The sequence below is a fragment of the Marinobacter sp. AL4B genome (assembly GCF_019916045.1).
In the GTDB taxonomy this organism is placed as follows: Bacteria; Pseudomonadota; Gammaproteobacteria; order Pseudomonadales; family Oleiphilaceae; genus Marinobacter.
This window is the reverse complement of the sequence record NZ_JAILWZ010000013.1, coordinates 134,573-147,266: the sequence shown is the minus strand read 5'-3', so window position 1 is coordinate 147,266 and position 12,694 is coordinate 134,573. Positions and strand designations below refer to the sequence as shown.

General features: G+C 52.4%; 10 protein-coding genes. 3 read left to right on the top strand and 7 right to left on the bottom strand.

The window, feature by feature from the left end; all coding sequences use genetic code 11:
• The first annotated feature begins 16 nt into the window (after nt 1–16).
• Both K5L82_RS10980 and K5L82_RS10975 read left to right on the top strand, forming a co-directional pair.
• The gene (locus tag K5L82_RS10980) at nt 17–457 is read left to right on the top strand and encodes an Rrf2 family transcriptional regulator (RefSeq protein ID WP_133004639.1); all 441 of its coding nucleotides are present in this window, start codon (nt 17–19) and stop codon (nt 455–457) included.
• Nucleotides 458–567: 110 nt separating this feature from the next.
• Entirely contained in the window at nt 568–2,415 is a 1,848-nt protein-coding gene (locus K5L82_RS10975) for a diguanylate cyclase (RefSeq protein WP_223134191.1), read from the top strand.
• Here the strand turns inward: K5L82_RS10975 and K5L82_RS10970 are convergent.
• Both K5L82_RS10970 and K5L82_RS10965 read right to left on the bottom strand, forming a co-directional pair.
• Nucleotides 2,390–3,463, bottom strand: coding sequence for a fatty acid desaturase family protein (locus K5L82_RS10970; RefSeq protein ID WP_223134190.1), 1,074 nt, complete (start codon nt 3,461–3,463; stop codon nt 2,390–2,392). The two genes, K5L82_RS10975 and K5L82_RS10970, sit on opposite strands and share 26 nt — an antisense overlap.
• Before the next feature lie 48 nt (nt 3,464–3,511).
• Nucleotides 3,512–4,618: a ferredoxin reductase gene (locus K5L82_RS10965; RefSeq protein ID WP_223134189.1), complete on the bottom strand. Its 1,107-nt coding sequence runs from the start codon at nt 4,616–4,618 to the stop codon at nt 3,512–3,514.
• A 200-nt stretch (nt 4,619–4,818) separates the two neighbouring features.
• Between K5L82_RS10965 and K5L82_RS10960 the strand changes: the two genes are divergently transcribed.
• Nucleotides 4,819–5,442, top strand: coding sequence for a TetR family transcriptional regulator (locus tag K5L82_RS10960; protein ID WP_223134188.1), 624 nt, complete (start codon nt 4,819–4,821; stop codon nt 5,440–5,442).
• A gap of 3 nt (nt 5,443–5,445) precedes the next feature.
• Here K5L82_RS10960 and K5L82_RS10955 read toward each other — a convergent pair whose 3' ends face one another.
• The 5 genes from K5L82_RS10955 to tmpT form a co-directional block, all read right to left on the bottom strand.
• Entirely contained in the window at nt 5,446–6,879 is a 1,434-nt protein-coding gene (locus K5L82_RS10955; RefSeq protein WP_223134187.1) for a WS/DGAT/MGAT family O-acyltransferase, read from the bottom strand.
• 143 nt (nt 6,880–7,022) lie between these two features.
• Nucleotides 7,023–8,579 (bottom strand): SpoVR family protein, encoded by a 1,557-nt coding sequence (locus tag K5L82_RS10950; RefSeq protein WP_223134186.1) that lies wholly within the window; start codon nt 8,577–8,579, stop codon nt 7,023–7,025.
• Nucleotides 8,576–9,865 (bottom strand): YeaH/YhbH family protein, encoded by a 1,290-nt coding sequence (locus K5L82_RS10945; RefSeq protein ID WP_262492641.1) that lies wholly within the window; start codon nt 9,863–9,865, stop codon nt 8,576–8,578. The genes K5L82_RS10950 and K5L82_RS10945 overlap by 4 nt, the downstream gene beginning before the upstream one ends.
• Nucleotides 9,866–9,891: 26 nt before the next feature.
• Nucleotides 9,892–11,814 carry a PrkA family serine protein kinase gene (locus tag K5L82_RS10940; RefSeq protein ID WP_223134184.1) on the bottom strand — a complete coding sequence of 641 codons (1,923 nt, stop codon included), beginning with the start codon at nt 11,812–11,814 and terminating at the stop codon, nt 9,892–9,894.
• A 174-nt stretch (nt 11,815–11,988) separates the two neighbouring features.
• Nucleotides 11,989–12,648 (bottom strand): thiopurine S-methyltransferase, encoded by a 660-nt coding sequence (gene tmpT, locus K5L82_RS10935; protein ID WP_223134183.1) that lies wholly within the window; start codon nt 12,646–12,648, stop codon nt 11,989–11,991.
• Nucleotides 12,649–12,694: the final 46 nt, after the last annotated feature.

The window sequence follows — 12,694 nt, the reverse complement described above, 5'->3', positions numbered from 1 at the left end:
TGTTCTGGAGCCTTGCATGCACATTACCCGCTACACGGACTACTCGCTGAGGGTACTGATCTATCTAGCGGCTCTGGAAGACGATCGGTTAGCGACGATCCAGGAAATTGCGGATAGCTATGGGATTTCCAAAAACCACCTGATGAAGGTTGTGCACCAGCTCAATAAAAAACAGTACATAGAAACAGTACGCGGTAAAAACGGCGGAATGCGTTTATACCGGGCGCCTAGCGATATCAGCATTGGTGCTCTGGTACGTGAAACCGAGCAACACCTCGACATTGTCGAGTGCTTCTCCGAGGAGGGTGCCTGTACGATCACGCCGGTGTGTGGTTTGAAAAATATCTTTGATGAAGCGCTGCAGGCATTTCTGCATGTACTTGATAAGTATACTCTTGCAGAGATTGTTCAAAGTAAGGACCGGTCGAAATTGCTTCGCTTGCTGCAGGTTGTGTAGTGATACGATACATACCGTAACGAACAAACGCCATTCCTTACGCGTGAGACACGCCGAGTCAGCTATTATCTAGGTTCGCACATTGAACCATTCATTGACTCGGGGTTCCCTTGATTCGTCTGCTGTTAGTTGTAATGCTGGCTTTCAGCTCGTTGCAGGCCATGACTGTAGCGGCTTCCGATCGCCTGTCTGTCACGCTGGATCGGGAAAGTAACGAGATTGATATTTCCCGAAAGCTCGCCTACTACGAAGACCCCACCTCCAATCTGAATGTTTATCAGATCAAGCGGCGCTGGGCTGAACTTGGCTCCCAAGAGGCTCCGCAAAGCGCCTATAACTTCGGTTTTACCCGCTCGACCTATTGGTTTCACACTCGCGTGGAAAACGTCTCCAGTCCGAACGATCGGTGGGTGATCGAAGCCTTGTACCCCATTATCGATGAAATGGAATTGTTTATTGTTCGCGCGACGGGCCCGGTGGAACGCCAGATTGCGGGTGATTCCGTACCGTTTCACGGGCGCGCCAAGGACCATCACAACATCAACTTCGACCTGAATTTGAGCCGAGGTGAACGTGTCGATTTGTACTTTCGAGTGAAAACCAGTGGCGCGGTGCAGATGCGCACCAAGCTCTGGAGCTTGGACGGCTTTAGTTACGCCGACCATCAAGAACGATTTGTTCTGGGTTTGTTTTACGGCTTGTTGGCAGCCATGCTGATCTTCAGTCTTCTGATATTCCTTTCAATTCGAGACACCAACTACCTTTGGTATTCGGGTTATATTCTTAACTATGGTGCTCTTCAATTCAGCTTGAATGGGCTTTCTTTCGAGCATCTGTGGCCGGATTTTCCGTGGTGGAACAACCGCGCTGTCGCCGTTTTGATCGCATCGGGCATGGTTTTTGTGCTGAGCTTCTCCCGGTCGTTTCTGGCTCTGAAAAACAATGCGCCGATCTTGAATCGAGTTTTTCTTTTCATGATCGGGATCTTCGTGCTGGCGGCTGTGGCGCCCATTGTTTCTCCGGATTATGCACCGGTTATACGCTTTAATAGTTTTGTCGCGGTTATGGCGGCAATACTGGTGATGTTTGCCGGAGGCTTGTGCCTGTATCGGAATTTCAGACCAGCGCGCTTTTTCATGTTGGCGTGGACCGCATTGCTGGCGGGTATGTTGATCTATTTGTTTAAAACGTTTGGAGTGCTGCCAGCAAATACCGTAACCGAATATGCCATTCAGATCGGATCGGCGTTTGAGGTTATTTTGCTGTCGATAGCGCTGGCAGACCGTTTGCGGCATATGACGCAGGAAACTCAACGAATCCAGAGTGAAATGAATACAGCGCTTGAGTCCCGCGTTGCAGAGCGTACAGCCGAACTGGAATCTGCCAACCGGCAGTTGGAAATGCTGAGTTCAACCGACGGCCTAACGGGGCTGTTCAATCGGCGCTATTTTGATACGCATATGCGAAAGGAAGTGTTTCGGTGCCGGCGCAGAGGGGCGTTGGCGCTCATCTTGTTGGACGTTGATCATTTCAAAGCGGTAAACGACAACCTGGGGCATCCGGCCGGTGACAAATGCCTGCGCAAGCTGGCGGATAAATTAATCAACCTTGTGCAGCGCGAAACCGACATTATTTACCGATATGGCGGCGAAGAGTTCGCAATGGTATTGCCCTACACCGATTTAGCGGGTGCGAAGCAGGTAGCGGAAAAGATTCGGGCCGGAATTGAATCGGATCTTTGGTTTGAATGGGAAGGTGAGCCACGGTCAGTAACCGTGAGTATTGGTGTGGCCGTGGTCGGCTCGGGCATTACGGTTGAGTCCGGTGACGTAGTGGCGATAGCCGACGACGCGCTTTACACCTCCAAGAAGGAAGGGCGAAACCGAGTGACTGCTCTGGAAGTAGGCGGCCACTCGGTTAGCGCAGTGGGCGTTAAGCCACAGCTGGTCGGCGAGTAATCCGCTCCGGCAAGGAGTGTCGGAGGATACGCTTCAACACCGTGCCGTACTGTTTGCCGAAACTGCCAGTGTTGTAGTGAATACCATGCTTTTGGCACACCTTTTGAACTTTTTCTGAAATTTCCGGATAGCGATGGGCGGGCAGGTCCGGGAATACGTGGTGCTCAATCTGAAAACTTAGGTGCCCACTCATGATGTGCAGCCATTTTCCGCCGGTAAAATTGGACGAACCTGTCAGCTGCCGAAGATACCAATGGCCTTTGCTTTCTCCCTCTGCCTGTTCTTCGGTAAAGGTTTCCGCATCCTGTGTGAAGTGCCCGCAAAAAATTACCGTGGACGACCACAGGTTGCGAATTAGATTGGCTACGGCATTGCCGGCGAGCACAATCGGGGCAACGGGTAGGGTAAGAACTGGGAAAAATACATAGTCTTTAAACGCCTGGCGACCCGCTTTCTTGGCGGCGACTCTCAGAAATGGGCGCTTTTCTTTCAGGTGACTTTTTCCATAGCTCAACTTTTCCGCCTCTAGTTCGTGCAAGGCCACACCCCACTGGAACAAGATGCTCAACGCTGCATAGTTCAGGATTTGAAAGATGTGACGGGGCTTCCAAGGCTCGTCGTTGCTCAACCTGAGCACGGCATAACCGTAATCCCGGTCTTTGCCAATCACGTTGGTATACGTGTGGTGCTCGAAGTTGTGAGTGCGACGCCAGGATTCGCTAGAACAGGCGGTATCCCACTCGTAGGTCTGGGAGTTCAGGCTGGGGTCGTTCATCCAGTCGTATTGGCCGTGCATCACGTTGTGGCCGATCTCCATGTTCTCGAGTATCTTCGCCAGACCCAATGATGCGGTGGCCGCCAGAAAGACGGGTGGAATGAAGCCAAATGGCATCAATACCCGCCCGCCGATCTCCAATTTACGATGCAGGCGTACCATGCTGCGAATGTGGTTGGCGTCTCGCTCCCCTAGATCGGCCAGCACCTCGTCGCGGATAGTATCCAGGTCTTTTTGTAGCTCGTTCAGCTGTTGTTCATTTAGCGTATTCATTCGTGTACTCCTGGCGGCCGCTTTGGCCGCAGTGCAAAACAAGAAGGGTTATATGTCCAAAGCTACCGGGCCTTGGGGGATAGAAATACATAGCTGCACGCTTTCCGAACCGGGTCCGGATACTTGCCCAGTCAGCCGGTTGACTACTGTTCCGCTGGTCTTCGTGCAGGTGCACTGATGACAGATGCCCATTCGGCAGCCATGCTGAGGCGTTAGGCCGGCGGCTTCTGCCATCTCCAGCAGATTGGCGTCGCCTATTGAATCCACGGACAGGTTGCTAGCGCTAAACGTCACTTCGCCACCAATGTCAGAAGATGAAATTTGAGCCGGAGCTGGTGGGGCGAAGAAAGTGCTGTGCAGTTGCTCGGCTTTAATGTCCCGTTGGCGAAGTTTCTCTGTTGCTAAATCCATCAAACCTTTGGGACCGCACAGATAGATTTCCCGGGCAGCCAAATTTGGGATCGAGTCCAAATCGTGATCGTTCAAGTAGCGAGGCGTAGAGCTTTCGTGAGTGGTGATAACATCTAGCGAGAAATCCGGGTGGCGAGCGGCTAGGGCCGCCAGCTTTTCCTTACCGATTACGTCGTTTGGAGTACGAACGTAATAGAGCAGGGTTACGGGCTCCGGATAATTACCCAAGGCCATGGTTTCAAGCTGGCTCAGAATGGGTGTGATTCCACTGCCGCCGGCAATGAATAGCACCGGCTTCTTCTCTACCGGAATCAGAAAGTCACCAAAGGCTTCCGTCAGCCCGATGACGTCGCCAACTTTCAAGTCGTCGTGAAGCCAGTTCGTGACCAGCCCTCCCGGTAAGCGTTTTATTGTTAGGGTGATCAACCCACGACTTTCCCAGAGCGCCGGTGAACTGGACAGGCTGAAAGTCCGAGTCCGGCGAACACCCTGAATGTCGATGCGTATGTTCAGGTGCTGGCCAGCCTTGAAACCGCCCCAACGATTAGCCGGCCTCAACTCAAAGGTCTTGGTGTCGGCTGTCTCTGCGGTGATGCGTTCTACCCGCGCCGGTGTGTACTGTTGTACCCACATAGGGTTCATGGCTGCGGTCAAAGGATCAAAAAATGCGCGGGGATCTTCGCTATTCGATAATTGCCGGCCTAGCCAATGTAACGTTTTGGACTGGGTGATTTTTGCCAGCATGGTGTGTCTCCAGGTGCATAGAGCTGTCGATTTTAAATGCGTGTGTACAGTTGTTCACATGATGTGTACGAATGTACACATGAGAATGAGCCTGAGCAATGGTTTTAGTTAAAAGCTGGCGCATAATGACAAGCCGGGAAGGTTTTTAATTGATCGAGTGTGTACACTTGTGAACCTGATTTTGTTGTACGGATAGAGCTATGGCAGATGTACAAAGGCGGCGACCGGGAGAAACTCGCGAAAAGCTGATGACGGCGGCATTGACGCTGGTGGGCAAAGGCCGGCATTTCGCCAGCATCGGTATTCGGGAGGTGACCCGTCAGGCAGGTGTGGTGCCCACATCCTTTTATAGACACTTTCGCAGTGTTGATGACTTGGGTTTGCAGCTGGTCGATGAGTTGGGCGTGGTGTTACGCCGGATGATGCGCGAAGCGCGGGAAAACGTGTTGCAGGCCGATAAGTTGATTGAAGAATCGGTGGGTATATTTGTGGCCCATGCGTTAGCCAACCGCAATTATTTCATGTTTATGGCGCAAGGATTGGCTGGTGAGAGCCGTGCAGTGCAGGAAGGGATTCGCAGTGAAATGCGTTTTTTTGCCAGTGAATTGGCCAACGATTTACGCCGGCTCAAATTACTGGGTCAGCTGAGTGATTCCGATTTGGATATGACGTGTGATTTAGTGGTTCGGACAGTCGCCTTCAGCTTGACTGACATTCTCAGTATTTCGCCAGAAGACGACTACCAGATCGAGCAGGTGCGCAAGCGCACCACCCGTTTTTTACAGCTTGTTTTGATCGGGGCTGACCACTGGCAAAGTGCTTAGGCCTTACTGCTTCTTGTTGCCAGCTCGACCTTTTTGGGGCTTTGGCGGCAGAATCAGTGCTTCCAGTTCATCCAGAGCTTCGCCGGTGAATACAGCAATTTTCTGCATACTTGGGAGCGTATCCCGGCAGCCGGTATAGCCGAAATTGAGCGTACCTGCATAGCTTAAACAGGTGATGTTCAGCGCACCACCGTGAGCAATCAGCGAAACAGGGTAGGTCGCTTCCAGTTTTGCTCCCTCAAAATACAAGGTTTCTGCGGGCCCCGGTACGTTGGAAATAGTCACGTTGAATACTGGGCGCATACGCCCTCCCAATCCTGACATCAGCTGCAGAATATAAGGCGACATGAGCAGCATGGTGTATTGCGTCAATGCCGTCTTGGGAAGTTTCTGCAAGTGTTCCTTTGCGCGGCGGCAAGACTCTTTGATTTGCTGGAGACGATTTAAAGGATCGGCTTCGTGGGTCGCCAATGAAGCAATCATAAAGCTGATCTGAGTGCCCGTTCCCTGATCGTCGGCCGGACGGATGTTAACCGGTATGCCGGCAGTCAGCGGCGTATCCGGAAGACTGTTCTGTTCGAGTAGGAAGCGGCGCAAAGCGGTTCCACACAAATACAAAACGATGTCGTTCAGCGAGCCGCCGGAGGCGTGCGCCAATGCTTTAATGCGGTCTACTGCATAGTGTTGGGTAGCGAGCCGACGCTGGCCCTTTACCCGGTGGTTCAGAATGGATACCGGCCCGGTAAACGGAGCCGTTAAACCATCTTCCGGGTGCAATGCAGACTTGGCCAGGCGATTGCCTGCTTGCCACAACTGAGGCGCCATATCGACTTGAAGCTTCAAGGCATCCATGGCTTGAGATAAAGCGCCGGGTACGCTGGCCTCCCGGTCACCTTTGTGGGCTCTGCGTTTTTTTGGCTGGACCGCCCAAGGTGGTGGCATGTTCCGAAGATCCGGATCGGTTGTCAGGACGCGCTGCATCAGGCGCACGCCGCTGATGCCATCAATCATCGAGTGATGCATTTTGGTGTACAGCGCAAACCGATTGTTCTCCAGCCCTTCAATAACATGGCATTCCCAGAGTGGTCGGGCAAAATCCAGAGGATTGGAGTGAAGGCGCGATACCAGAATGCCGAGTTCCCGTTCACCGCCAGGGCGGGGGAGCGCAGAATGCCTGACGTGATAATCAAGGTCGATGTCTTTATCTTTTTTCCATGCGGGAGCAATCACTCTGCCGAGAAAACCGGACCAGGCCAGTTTGTCGCCCCAGGGCGCAGCCACAGTATGCGATCCCTTCATGCGAAGCACCATGTCTCGTAGATAGGTGTCCGGTGCCCCTTCGGGCAATGAAAAGATCTGTAGGTTGCCCACATGCATGGGGGTGTCTTCAGATTCTACGGCTAACCAAGACGCATCCAGGGTGTTGAGGCGTGCCATTCCTTTGTACTCTCCGTCAATATGTTATTTCTAATTATGAGCGTTAGTATACCGACTAGTAGACGGCACCTCGATGAAAAGCGTTCCGTAAAGAACACTCTTTTTTTGTGTTTTAAGCTATAAGTTAAGGGGGTAAACCTCAATCAGTCGCTATCGGCAGGCTGAGGTGGACAACGGTGCGTGTTTTGTACCTTGCCGTTGTCCACGGTTTCGAGGAAAACGTCGAAACCCCAAAGCCGGTGAACGTGACGGAGCACCTCATCGGTGTGTTTGTCTAAAGGGATATGATCCACCGGGATGTGCCGCAGTGTTAGTGAGCGGTCGCCTCGTACATCCACATTCCAAACCTGAATGTTCGGTTCCCGATAGCTCAAGTTGTATTGTCCGGCCAGTTTTTCGCGCAGTGCCCGGTAGCCGGTTTCATCGTGAATGGCGGTGACTGTGTAGTGGTTTTCGTTATCGTCGTCTTCGATGGCGAACAATTTGAGATCCCGCATGACCTTAGGTGAAAGGTATTGCAGAATGAAACTCTCGTCTTTGAAATTCCGCATGGCGAAATGAAGGGTTTCCAGCCAGTCGCTACCGGCGATGTCCGGGAACCACTCGCGGTCCTCGTCGGTGGGGTTTTCGCACATCCGTCGCAAATCTGTGTAGATTGAGAAGCCAAGCGTGTAAGGGTTGATGCCTGAATACCAAGGGCTGTTGAACGGAGGTTGGTAAACAACCGATGTGTGGCTTTGCAGGAATTCCAGCATGAAGCCATCATTCACCAGACCTTTTGCGTACAAGCGGTGCAGCAGGGTGTAGTGCCAAAAGCTGGCCCAGCCCTCGTTCATGACCTGAGTTTGGCGCTGTGGGTAAAAGTATTGCGCCAGCTTTCGTACGATTCGTACCAGTTCCCGTTGCCAGGTTTCCAGTAAAGGCGCGTTCTTTTCGATGAAGTAAAGCAGGTTTTCTTGTGGCTCAGAGGGGAACCGTGGCTTGCGTTTGACCGGGTCGTCTTCTTCCGCTTTCGGAATCGTGCGCCATAGGTCGTTAATCCGCCGTTGTTGGTATTCCTCTCTTTCGGTTTGCCTGAGAATTTCTTCCTCTGCAGAAATAGGAGACGGGCGCTTGTAGCGGTCTACGCCATAGTTCATCAGAGCATGACAGGAGTCGAGAATCTCTTCGACTGCATCAATGCCATGGCGCTCTTCGCATTCAGACACATAGTTTCGGGCGAACACCAGATAATCGATGATGGCGTTTGCGTCTGTCCAGGTACGGAACAGATAATTGCCTTTGAAAAACGAGTTATGCCCGTAGCTTGCATGGGCGACAACCAACGCCTGCATCGGTAAGGTGTTCTCCTCCATCAGGTAGGCGATGCAGGGGTTGGAGTTGATCACAATCTCATAGGCCAATCCCATCTGGCCGCGCTGGTAGCCCTTGGACGTTTGCAGAAATTGCTTGCCGAAGGACCAGTGGTTATAACCGACCGGCATGCCCACTGAACTGTAGGCATCCATCATTTGTTCGGCGGTGATCACCTCGATTTGGTTGGGGTAAGTATCCAGACCAAATTCGGCGGCACATTCGGCGATGGCTTCATCGTATTTTTGGATCAGCTCAAACGTCCATTCCGAAGTGGTCGAAATGAGTGTGCCGACTTTGGGCTCAAGGCCTCCCGTATCATTGGGGCGGTCAATTGATTCATTCATGCAGCTTTCCTCTCGAACAGCTTCCGGAAAACCGGGTATATGTCCGCTGGGTCAGCAATCTGTTGCATGGCAAAGCTTTGCGGGTGCTCGGCCATGAGCTTTTCGTATTCATACCAGAGCGTTTGATGGTCCAGCGGTGTGATCTCGATGTAAGAGTAGTATTGCACTTGGGGCAAAATGCCCTCTGCCAACAGCTTGCCGCAGGTGGGTGAGTCATCGTTCCAGTTGTCGCCATCGGAGGCCTGCGCCGCGTAGATGTTCCATTCCGCAGGGGAGTATCTGTCGTCGATGATTTTACGCATCAACTTCAGGGCGCTTGAAACAATGGTGCCGCCTGTCTCGCGAGAGTAGAAAAACTCTTCCTCCGTGACCTCTTTCGCGCTGGTGTGGTGGCGAATAAACACTACGTCGATTTTCTTGTAGTTCTTTTTCAAGAACATGTAGAGAAGGATGAAAAAGCGCTTAGCGATGTCTTTGTGCATCTGGGTCATTGAGCCAGACACATCCATCAGACAGAACATCACCGCACTGGTCGCTGGTTTCGGTTGTTTTTGGTGCTGTCGGTAGCGCAGGTCGATTTCATCGATGAACGGGATGCGCTTGACGTTGGCTTTCAACTCGGCAATTTCTTCAATCAACGCTTTGATATGGTCTTCGTGGCTGAACGCTGGATCCAGATCGTCGGGTGCCGTTTTCAGCTCCTGCAGTTGTGCCTCCAAGGCACGAATTTTCCGCTTGCGAGCACCACTTAAACCCAGACGCCGGGCGTGGGCACCCCGCAACGAGCGCACAACGTCCAGTTTTGCCGGAACGCCCTGGCTCGTAAACCCGGCCCGAACGAAACTGAAAGCTTCCGTATCTTTGAGTTTCTTGCGGGCGAGGTTTGGCAATTCCAGGTCATCGAACAGGAATTCCAGAAACTCCTCCTGAGTAATTTGGAATACGAACTCGTCCATGCCCTCCCCATCGGGGCTGGATTGCCCAGGGCCCTGACTTTGGCCGGCACCGCCTTCGGGTTTGGCAATGGTGTCACCGGCTACCCATTCCTGGTTGCCGGGATGCACCGCGTCACGTCGCCCACCTGCGCCATGTCGGAAGGTGGGCTCCTGAATGTCTTTCGAGGGAATGCTGACCTTCTCTCCTCGTTCTACATCGGTGATGGAGCGGCGCTGCACAGCTTCTGAAACCGCTTTCTTGATGTGGTGTCGGTAGCGGCGCAGGAACCGTTCCCGGTTCACCGCGCTCTTGTTTTTACCGTTAAGTCGACGGTCGACTATGTGGGTCATGCCCATATTACTGCTCCCGCTGGCCGTTAATGGGACTTACGTACACGCAGATACCACTCGGCAAGCAAGCGGACCTGTTTCTCGGTGTACCCCCGATCGACCATGCGTTCGACAAATTGTTTGTGCTTGTTCTGATCCTCTTGACTGGCTTTTGGGTTGAATGAAATAACCGGTAGTAAGTCTTCCGTGTTCGAAAACATTTTCTTCTCGATCACGCTGCGCAGCTTTTCATAACTGAGCCAGGACGGGTTTTCGCCATGATTGTTGGCGCGAGCCCGCAGCACGAAATTGACTACTTCGTTGCGGAAATCTTTCGGGTTGCTGATACCCGCGGGTTTCTCGATTTTCTCCAGCTCGTCATTGATGGAAGAGCGGTCCAGAATGTCGCCGGTCTCCGGGTCGCGGAATTCCTGATCCTGAATCCAGAGATCTGCGTAGGTGACGTAGCGGTCGAACAGGTTCTGACCGTACTCGCTGTAGCTCTCCAAATAGGCTGTCTGGATTTCCTTGCCAATGAATTGGACATAATGCGGTGCCAGATATTCTTTGATGAAGCGCAGGTATTTTTCCTGCGTTTCCGCCGCGTACTGCTCCTGCTCGATCTGTTTTTCAAGCACATAGAGTAGGTGAACCGGGTTGGCCGCGATTTCCGTGGTGTCGAAGTTGAAGACTTTCGACAGAATTTTGAAGGCAAAGCGGGTGGACAATCCATCCATACCTTCCATCACGCCGGCCGCATCTCGATATTCCTGAATGGATTTGGCTTTTGGGTCGGTGTCTTTGATGTTCTGGCCGTCGTACACCTTCATCTTGGAAAAAACACTCGAATTCTCAGGATCTTTGATGCGCGACAGCACCGAGAACTGAGCCAGCATGTCTAAGGTGTCCGGGGCGCAGGGTGCACCAGACAGAGAGCTGTTTTTCAACAACTTACGGTAGATCTCGATCTCTTCCGTGACCCGCACGCAGTAGGGCACTTTGACGATATATACCCGGTCGAGGAAGGCTTCGTTGTGCTTGTTATTGCGGAAGGTTTGCCACTCGGATTCGTTGGAGTGAGCCAATATCACGCCATCAAACGGGACTGATCCCATGCCTTCGGTGGTGTTGTAGTTGCCTTCCTGAGTGGCTGTCAGCAAAGGGTGGAGCACTTTGATCGGGGCTTTAAACATCTCCACAAATTCCAGCAGACCCTGGTTGGCTTTACAGAGGCCGCCGCTGAAGCTGTAGGCATCCGGATCATCTTGCGAGAAGTCTTCCAGCATGCGGATGTTGACTTTGCCGACCAGTGCGGAAATGTCCTGGTTGTTGTCATCGCCCGGTTCGGTTTTCGAAACCGCGATCTGGTCGAGAATCGAGGGGTAGCGTTTCACGACCCGGAACTGACTGATATCGCCACCGTACTCGTGCAACCGTTTAACAGCCCATGGCGACATGATGCTTTTCAGGTATCGACTCGGAATACCGTATTCTTCTTCCAGAATCGGAGCGTCCTCGTCGGGGTTGAAAAGAGCCAGCGGGCTTTCGTTTACCGGTGAATCTTTGATGGCGTAGAAAGGCACTTTTTGCATGAGTGCTTTTAGTTTTTCGGCGAGGGAAGATTTGCCGCCACCGACCGGGCCCAACAGGTAGAGAATCTGTTTCTTTTCTTCCAGCCCTTGGGCTGCATGGCGGAAAAACGACACGATGTTTTCCACGGCTTCTTCCATGCCATAGAACTCGTCGAATTCCGGGTAACGTTTGATGACTTTGTTGGAAAAAATACGTGAGAGGCGAGGGTCTCGGGAGGTGTCAATCAGTTCTGGCTCGCCGATCGCAATCAACATTCGCTCCGCGGCGGTGGCGTAGGATGTTGGATCGTTTTTGCAGATCTCCAGGTATTCCTCAAGAGAGAATTCTTCTTCCTGAGTTTGTGCATACCGGTCTTTGAAATGCTGCAGAATGCTCATAGATACCCTCGCTTACATTCGCTTGTTATGGACAGTTCTAACTCACGCAGTGTCTCCGCAGTGCCCCGGCAGTTGTGACCCGGGGCCGTGTGAATGATTGGATGGTGTGTTTAATTTGAGCTTAGTTCAGACTCGTGAGGTTGGACAGGCCGAGTGCTGAATGGGTTCATTAAATTATTTTTTGATGAGTTTGAACACGCTTTCCGTCGCCCCCTTACTCAGTCCTTTTCGCTTGGCGAACGGGCTGTCGTGTGCCATATCTTGCTTGTGTATTTGGGTTATCGAATAGTCGTCAGAAAAGAGCTGATGCACTTCATCATCACTGACGCTGAAGGGAGGCCCTTTCATTTCGTTGTTGTCGTAGTCGAGGGTAATCAGCAAAATGGTCGTGTTATCCGGCGTGACCGCGGTTAGATGGTTTACGTAGTCTTTGCGCATTTCCGGGGGTAGCGCGATCAAGGCGGCCCTGTCGTAAACAAGGCGGATGTGCTTGAGATCTTGCGGCACCAACTGGAAAAAGTCACCGCACCAAAGTTGCAGGTTACCGTGGGTGAATGTGGTGAATGGTTCGCCGGGGCTCACCATGGCTTTTTCGCCAACTTCTTCGAAGAAGTCTTTGCATGCTACGTCGCTGAGCTCGACACCAATGATAGGATGGCCACGGTCGTGCAGCCACCACATATCGTGGGCTTTACCGCACAGCGGAACAAACACCGCCTCGGTTCCTGAACCGGCCAGTTCTGGCCAGTGGTCGTGCAGGTACTGGTTGACGGTGCCTTCGTGAAAGCCAATTTGCTCTTTGGCCCAGCGTTCGTGCCAGAATTCGTGCTCCATAGTGCGCCTCCGGGATTGATCAATTTGTTTCAGTCTAGCTTAATCT

Bases quoted from the DNA above. Each gene is read 5' to 3' on its own strand.
- K5L82_RS10980 (WP_133004639.1), top strand. From the start codon at position 17: ATGCACATTACCCGCTACACGGACTACTCGCTGAGGGTACTGATCTAT.
- K5L82_RS10970 (WP_223134190.1), bottom strand. From the start codon at position 3,463: ATGAATACGCTAAATGAACAACAGCTGAACGAGCTACAAAAAGACCTG.
- K5L82_RS10965 (WP_223134189.1), bottom strand. From the start codon at position 4,618: ATGCTGGCAAAAATCACCCAGTCCAAAACGTTACATTGGCTAGGCCGG.
- K5L82_RS10960 (WP_223134188.1), top strand. From the start codon at position 4,819: ATGGCAGATGTACAAAGGCGGCGACCGGGAGAAACTCGCGAAAAGCTG.
- K5L82_RS10955 (WP_223134187.1), bottom strand. From the start codon at position 6,879: ATGGCACGCCTCAACACCCTGGATGCGTCTTGGTTAGCCGTAGAATCT.
- K5L82_RS10950 (WP_223134186.1), bottom strand. From the start codon at position 8,579: ATGAATGAATCAATTGACCGCCCCAATGATACGGGAGGCCTTGAGCCC.
- K5L82_RS10945 (WP_262492641.1), bottom strand. From the start codon at position 9,865: ATGACCCACATAGTCGACCGTCGACTTAACGGTAAAAACAAGAGCGCG.
- K5L82_RS10940 (WP_223134184.1), bottom strand. From the start codon at position 11,814: ATGAGCATTCTGCAGCATTTCAAAGACCGGTATGCACAAACTCAGGAA.
- tmpT (WP_223134183.1), bottom strand. From the start codon at position 12,648: ATGGAGCACGAATTCTGGCACGAACGCTGGGCCAAAGAGCAAATTGGC.